Annotated in this window: 8 protein-coding genes; all 8 read right to left on the bottom strand. The window is 74.0% G+C overall.

Annotated features, from left to right (window positions below):
- Nucleotides 1–249 (bottom strand): zinc-ribbon domain-containing protein (locus tag ACFV6D_RS34730; protein WP_380562771.1); only part of this gene is annotated, 249 nt, incomplete at its 3' end.
- 3 nt (nt 250–252) lie between these two features.
- Nucleotides 253–870 carry a phage tail protein gene (locus ACFV6D_RS34725; protein ID WP_380371016.1) on the bottom strand — a complete coding sequence of 206 codons (618 nt, stop codon included), beginning with the start codon at nt 868–870 and terminating at the stop codon, nt 253–255.
- Entirely contained in the window at nt 867–2,828 is a 1,962-nt protein-coding gene (locus ACFV6D_RS34720; RefSeq protein ID WP_063346005.1) for a putative baseplate assembly protein, read from the bottom strand. The genes ACFV6D_RS34725 and ACFV6D_RS34720 overlap by 4 nt, the downstream gene beginning before the upstream one ends.
- Nucleotides 2,828–3,280 carry a GPW/gp25 family protein gene (locus ACFV6D_RS34715; RefSeq protein WP_380496026.1) on the bottom strand — a complete coding sequence of 151 codons (453 nt, stop codon included), beginning with the start codon at nt 3,278–3,280 and terminating at the stop codon, nt 2,828–2,830. The genes ACFV6D_RS34720 and ACFV6D_RS34715 overlap by 1 nt, the downstream gene beginning before the upstream one ends.
- Entirely contained in the window at nt 3,277–3,588 is a 312-nt protein-coding gene (locus tag ACFV6D_RS34710; RefSeq protein WP_380562769.1) for a PAAR domain-containing protein, read from the bottom strand. The genes ACFV6D_RS34715 and ACFV6D_RS34710 overlap by 4 nt, the downstream gene beginning before the upstream one ends.
- A gap of 75 nt (nt 3,589–3,663) precedes the next feature.
- The gene (locus ACFV6D_RS34705) at nt 3,664–5,445 is read right to left on the bottom strand and encodes a VgrG-related protein (protein WP_380562767.1); all 1,782 of its coding nucleotides are present in this window, start codon (nt 5,443–5,445) and stop codon (nt 3,664–3,666) included.
- A complete protein-coding gene (locus ACFV6D_RS34700) occupies nt 5,442–6,161 on the bottom strand; it encodes a LysM peptidoglycan-binding domain-containing protein (protein ID WP_063346009.1) in 720 nt (239 codons plus the stop codon). Before ACFV6D_RS34700 ends, ACFV6D_RS34705 begins: the two co-directional genes overlap by 4 nt.
- A gap of 58 nt (nt 6,162–6,219) precedes the next feature.
- Nucleotides 6,220–6,648 carry a phage tail protein gene (locus tag ACFV6D_RS34695; protein ID WP_063346010.1) on the bottom strand — a complete coding sequence of 143 codons (429 nt, stop codon included), beginning with the start codon at nt 6,646–6,648 and terminating at the stop codon, nt 6,220–6,222.
- Nucleotides 6,649–6,665 lie beyond the last annotated feature (17 nt).

Genomic DNA, 6,665 nt, shown 5'->3' with positions numbered 1-6,665 from the left:
CGGCCGCACGGGCGGTTCCTCGCGGGCCGCGCCGACGGGCGGAGCAGCGGGCGGGGCGGCAGCAGGCGGGGCGGCGGCAGCAGGCGGCGCGGCGGCGGGCGCAGCAGCGGCAGCAGGCGGCCCGGCGGCAGAGCCGGGAGCCGCCGAGGTGGCGGCAGCCGCCCCCGACCAGCCCAGGTAGGCACCGCAGTTGCCGCAGAAGTCGTCCCCGTCCTCGTTGGCCACTCCGCACTCGGGACACGTACGCATTGCTCAGCTCTCTTCCGCACCGAGTGGACCGAGTGGACCGGATGAACCAGGTGAACCAGGTGGACCGGACGGACCAGGCGGCCCGGACAGGACCTCCACCCGGCAGGTCAGGTGGACCGGGCAGGACGCCCGGACGACAGCCAGCACCTGCTCCTCGTCCACCGCCGGGGTGCGCTCGGGCCAGACCCGTACCAGCAGTTCCCCGGAGGGCGGGGGCGGCAACTCCGCGCCCGCGGTGGTGGACCAGGCCACGCCGCCGCCGTCCACGATCTGCGCGCCGACGCCGAGGATCAGCCGCAGCCGTTCCCGGAGCCCGCGCCGGGTGCCCCGCCACCGGTGCAATTCGACCGCGCGGCCGACCACGGCCCGGCGGACCTCCTCCGGCCAGGCCGGGTCGGTCTCGACGGCGACCCAGTCCGCCAGCCACTCGACGAAGTCGGCCGGGGCCAGGCGCGGTTGGAAGTAGGCGGGCAGGTTGTCCAGGGTGGCGAAGACCGGGGCGAGGACGGTGTCCAGGCCTGCGGTGAACCGCTGGGCGAAGTCGTCCTCGGCGTAGAGCGCGGGCAGGAGTTCGCCGATCGGATGCGGGCTGGGCAGCCCGGGGACGGCCGCTCTGCTCATCGCTGACCGTCCGCCGGGAGCGCGGCGACCACGACCTGGTGCTGGTGCGAGAAGACCAGCGCGTCCGGGGCGACGTCGACCCGTTCGGCGGGCGCGCCCCGGCGCCCGGTGATCGGATCCGCCGGGAAGAGCCGCAGTTCCTCGACCGCCGTGACCCCGGCCACCTGCTGGAGCACCGCGAACACCTCCCCGTACTGCACGGCCCGGCCGAACGGCCAGCCCCTTCCGTCGGCGCCGCCGCGCAGCGGGTTGAGGTGCCGGAACAGGGCCGCGAGCGCCGCCTCCCGGACCCGGTCGCCGTCCGGGGAGCGGGTCGCGAGCCGGGCGACCACCGTCACCCCCTGGTAGTCGGGCGGTTGGACGACGAGCCGGGTCCCGACGAGCCGCCGCTCGTCCAGGGCCGACGCGATGGCCGACAGCACCTGCTCGCCGGGGATCAGCTGCTCGAACCGCAGGCGGTCGCCCTCGTCCGCGACCGCGTCGGGGACCACCAGCACCCGCACCGCGCCCGCCTCCCCGGCGACGGCCGGCGCGCAGCGCACCCGGGCCGCCGAGGGGGCGGCCTGCCGGGCGATCAGCTCGAAGTCCCCGGCGGTGACGGCCCGTTCCTGGAGCCGCAGCAGGTGGGGGGCGCGCACCTTGGCGTTCTCCACCGTTTCGCCGTCGACCCCGCCCCTGGCCGCCTCGCGGTTGTCGACCCTGGCCACGTACGGGACGGAGCTGCGCAGCACCGTGATCGTCGCCCGGGCGACGTTCCCGGCGGTGCCGCCGCCCGTGCGGTAGTGCGGTACCCGCAGGTGTGCGCCCTTGGGCGGCACCGCGCCGAAGGCGTGCAGGCCTCCGTCGGGTTCCCGGACGGCGGGCGGGAACGCGAACTCGCCCGTGGTCGCGTCGATCACCACGTGCCGGTCGGTCGGCGCCGAGTCGCCGAAGTGCTCGACGGCCGTCCACCGCTCCCAGCCGTCGCCGGCCGCGACCTCGACCACCGGGGGCCCGCCGTCGAGCAGGACGGGCGGCCTGGCGAGCCGGAAGCGCTGGCCCGCGACGCCCTCCGAGGTGCCGAGCGGCGCGTCGGTCACGGTCTGGGCGTGCACGACGGTCGCGGTGCCGCCGACCGTGAACACCTCCGCGCGGCGGATCGTCGGGGACTCCGCGTAGAACGGCTGGCCCGGCTCCGGCGCGGACACCCGGCAGCGCAGCCAGCCCGCCCGGCGCCCGGCGACCACCGAGGCGACCTGCCCGGCGGGCACGAACACCACCACCTCGCCGGGCCGGTTGAGGCCGCCGGTGGTGTCGGAGCCGGTCTCGCAGGCGATCCACCGCGCGCCGTCCCACACCTCCCACGCCAGCGGGGGCTGGCGCGGGTCGACGCCGACGCCCTCGACCCGGCTGTCCAGCCGGACGACGAGGATGCAGCGCGGCACGACGACGGGCAGCGCGAACAGCATGGCGTCCCCGACCTGGGGGCGCGGCTGGAAGCACGGCACGTCCACGCCGTCGGCCAGCCGAGCCGTGGCGTCGGTCTGCTCCCCCGCGGCGGAGACGGTGACCAGCCGGTCGAGGGAGCTGGGGACGACGGGCAGGTCCTCGGCGGTGGAGAACACCACCGCCTCCTCGGTCTCGGTCCGCAGCGTGGACACCTCGGTGCCCGCCCGCAGCAGCACCGTCTCGGGCTGCGGGGCCGACAGCCAGAAGTCGACCTCGGCGGTCGCCGCGGCCGGCGGGAAGAGCCGGACGCCCAGCAGGTCGAGGAAGGCGGAGTAGTTCTTCTCCGGCACCCGGTTCAGCCGGTAGAGCAGCTGGTCCACCATGTACGCGAAGGTCTCGATCAGGGTGACCCCGGGGTCGGACACGTTGTGGTCGGTCCACTCCGGGGCCCGCTGTTGGACGAACCGCTTGGCCTCGTCGACGAGTTGCTGGAACCGGCGGTCGTCCAGGTTCGGGGAGGGCAGTGCCATCAGCTCACTCCCCCGGTCACGCCCAGGGCACCCGGGACGTCCTGGACGTCCGGGGCGTCCGGCGAGCTCGGGATGGTGTAGAAGGGAAAGACCAGGTTGCGGCGGTCGTTGGTGGACCGCACGGTGTAGTGGACGTCGATGTAGAGCGTGCCGTCGTCGACGGTGTCGAAGGCGATCACGACGTCGTCCACCTCGATCCGCGGCTCCCAGCGTTCCAGCGCGGTGCGCACCTCGCGCGCGATCCGGCCCGCCGTGCCGCCGTCGCTCGGCGCGAACACGTACTCGTGGATGCCGCAGCCGAACTCCGGGCGCATCGGCCGCTCCCCGGGGGCGGTGCCGAGGATCAGCCGGATGGCCTCCTCGATCTCCCGGTCCCGGTCCACCATGCCGATGCCGCCGGTGGCGTTCACCCGCAGCGGGAAGGCCCAGCCTCGCCCGATGAAGCCGCTCACGCGACGCCCCCGATCAGCACGTTGAGGGCGCCGGTGACGATCTTCGCGCCGCAGGCCGTCTGGTCGCCCATCCGCGCCGCGGGCAGCCCACCGATCAGGACCAGGCCCCCGGCCGCCGCCGTGGGGCTGGGCATGACGACGTTGCCGGGCCCGAGTTCCACGTGCGGCACGCACACGTGCAGGCTGCCGGTGACGGCGGCCGGGCGGCCGCCGATCAGCACGGTCGCCACCGCGAGGGCGCCTGGTGGCGGGGTGGTGATGGCACCGCCGTCGCTGGTGGTGTCACCCATCCGGGCTGCGGGGGGCATCTGCGTTCTCCAATCGGGTGGTTCGAGGGGGCCGGAGGGTCGAGCCGTACTGACGGTGATTCAGCTGACAGTGACTCAGTTGATGCGCACGAGAGCCGCCTTGAGCACCGCCAGCGCGCCGCCGTCCACGGTGACCCCCGTACGGCCGGTGACGTTCACCGATCCCCCGCGCAGGTTCACCGCCCCGGCGCCGGCGTCGATGGTGATGCCGGTGGAGGACAGCCGCACCGAACTCGCCGCCGCCGCACCGGCCGCGCCGAAGACGGTCAGGACGATCTCGCCGCGCTGCTCGTCCAGCCGCACCTCCAACTTCCGGTCCCCGCTGGCCAGCCGGACGCCGGACTGGCCGCCCGGCACGTCCAGCAGTTCCAGGCGGTGGCCCGAACGGGAGACCAGCGAGCGGCGGTTGACCTTCCCGCCGGCCGAATCGACCAGCGGCACCTCGTGGGGCGAGGGCTTGTCGACGCCGTTGTAGAGGCCGCCCAGCACGTACGGGCTGTCCAGGCTGCCTTGCTCGAAGCCGACCAGCACCTCGTCGTTCACCTCGGGGCTGAACACTCCGCCGCCGCCCTGCCCGCCCCACTGGACGGTGCGCACCCAGTCGGAGACGTAGGTGTCGTCCAGCCACGGGAACTTCAGCCGCACCCAGCCGCGTTGCGCGCCCCCCGGCTCCCGGACGTCGGTGACCACGGCGACGGCCAGGCCGGGCATCCGCGGCCCGCGCGGCACCGCGCTGCCCCCGGCGACGAGCCCCGCGAGAGAGCGGTCCGGCGCCGCGCTGACCACCACAGTCGTCCGGTAGCCGCGGAAGGGCTCCAGCAGGTGGCGCACCGCGGTGGCCGTGTAGCGGCCCGAGAAGGCGGCGCCGACGTTGCCCAGGGCGACCGGAACGCCCGCCCGCAGCTTCGGGTTGCCCTCGACGACCACCTCCAGCTCACCGAACCCGGCGGCCACCGAGGCGGCGACCGAGCCGGCCGCGGCCGCCGTCTCCGCCTGCGTGCGGTACGGGGTGTCGGTGACGGTCATCCGCGCCTGCCCCGAGAAGGCGGCGGCCGCCGTCGACGGGCTCATCCCGGGCCGCACCGTCTCGCTGGCCACCGACGGCTCCGTGGCGACCAGGGCCTTCTTGGTGAGGACGTTCCAGCCGCGCACCTCGACGGTGTCCGCCCCGCCGCCGCCCGTCAGCACACCGCGCAGCTCCAGCAGGTTCCGGCCGTACTCCAGGACCAGCGGGTTCTGCGGAGCGGGCGTCGAGGGGGCCGGGGCCGAGGAGGCCTGCTCGGGCTTGACGAACTCCAGCAGCCCCTCGTCGTCCGCCCGCACCTGCGCACCGCTCTCCTGCGCCAGGTACTGGAGGAACTCCCAGTCCGAGACGTTGGCCTGCGACAGCTGCTCGTGGACGACGGGGAACGCGTCGACCCGGCCGCAACCGAGCCCGGCGCCCGCGGCGACCTGACGGACGATGTCCGCCGTCGACATGTTGCGGAACGCCTTCACCCGGCGCCCGCGCATCAGCCGGTGGGTGATGGCGGACGCCCGCACCACGGTGAACGAGCCGGTGGTGTCCACGTCCAGCTCCAGCGCCGTCACCTCGCCGGTGAACAGCCGCACCTGCGCGTTACCCTGCACCGTCATCACGGAGACCCGCAGCCGGGTGCCGATGGTGACCCCGGTCGCGGAGAGGAAGGTGTGGTCCGCGTCGCGGAACATCAGCACGGCCGTGTCGGGCAGGCCCGTGCTCTCCTCGATGTCGCAGGAGACCAGCTGGGCCGCCCAGACCGGCGGCAGCGGGCCGGGCGCCTCGACGATCGGATCCGCGGCGAAGGAGCGGCCGCCGCGTGCCTCGGGAGTGGTCATGACCGCCCTCCTCGGGTGGGCTCGTCGATCCCCGGCACGATCAGTTCCACCCCGGGGACGAGCACCATCGGGTCGTCGATGTCGTTGGCCTCGGCGATGGTGCGCCAGGCCGTCGCGTCGCCGTACTCGCGCCAGGCCAGCAGCGGCAGGCTGTCGCCCGCGATCACCCGGTGGGTGCTGCGCGCCTCCATCGAGCCGGAGGTCGGGTTCTGGCCCGGCGTGTCGACACTGGCCTCGTCGATGGTGAACGAGCAGGTGGCCCGCAGCGGCTTGCCGTCGACGTCGAACAGCGAGTAGGTGACCTGAAGGCCGGTCAGCACGCCGTTGAACGACGTCGTCGACGACGTGCCCCAGTCCAGCCGGATCCACGGGCTCGCCGGCTTCTTGCGCGCCAGGCTGGCCGGAGTCGGCACACAGGCCGTCATCAGCTGCTCCACCGCCTTTTCCACGGAGTCGTCATGGGTCGCCGTCGCATCGAGGAACACCTCCATGGACAGCGAGCGGGGCCCGCTGCCGACGAACTCGGGCAGCGCGGACTCGGCGGCCATCCGGGACGGGGTGCGGCGCCACTCCGAGGACTTCCGCAGCACCAGGCTCGACGGGTTGAACTGAAGCGGGAGCCTCGCGATCACCCCGCCGGGCTGGGCGCCGACCGTCGCCGGCGGCTCCATGATGGCCAGTTGGGCCCGGGTGACACTCGCGGGGACGTCTGACATCCCGCACCTCCTTCCGTTCGTCGTCCGATGGGTGGCCTGCGCCGGGTGCGGCGCGCCGTCACGATGACGGGCGCAGCCCGGCGTGGGCGATCTCCAGGGACTCCATCGCCGCCTGCGAGTTCGCCGGGTCGAACGACGGGCCCTGCCAGCGGACGGGCACGATGCCGAGCACCTGCCAGCTGACGATGGGGCTCAAGTCTGGCCGCAGGGCCACGATTTCACCGTTCTTGGGCTGGACCCGCCGCACGGTCTCGTCCAGCCAGCGGGCGATCTTGACGGTGTCCGCGGTGACCGCGCGGGTGAGCGTGATGTTCGACCAGGTGATCCGGCCCGGCAACTGCCAGGAGAAGCCGTTGTTGCCGCCCTCGGCGTACTGGTGGATCTCGACCTCGGCGCCCAGCCCCGAGCACGTCGTGAACTCGCCCAGGTCGTTGCCGCCGATCGTGAGCTTGAAGAACACGCTCGTCGCGAAGATGTTGTCGGTCATTCCTGCCTCCGTCGCCC

Source organism: Kitasatospora sp. NPDC059812 (assembly GCF_042732075.1).
Taxonomy (GTDB): domain Bacteria; phylum Actinomycetota; class Actinomycetes; order Streptomycetales; family Streptomycetaceae; genus Kitasatospora.
The sequence above is the reverse complement of the archived record's forward strand: the minus strand, read 5'-3'. Positions and strand labels throughout refer to the sequence as shown.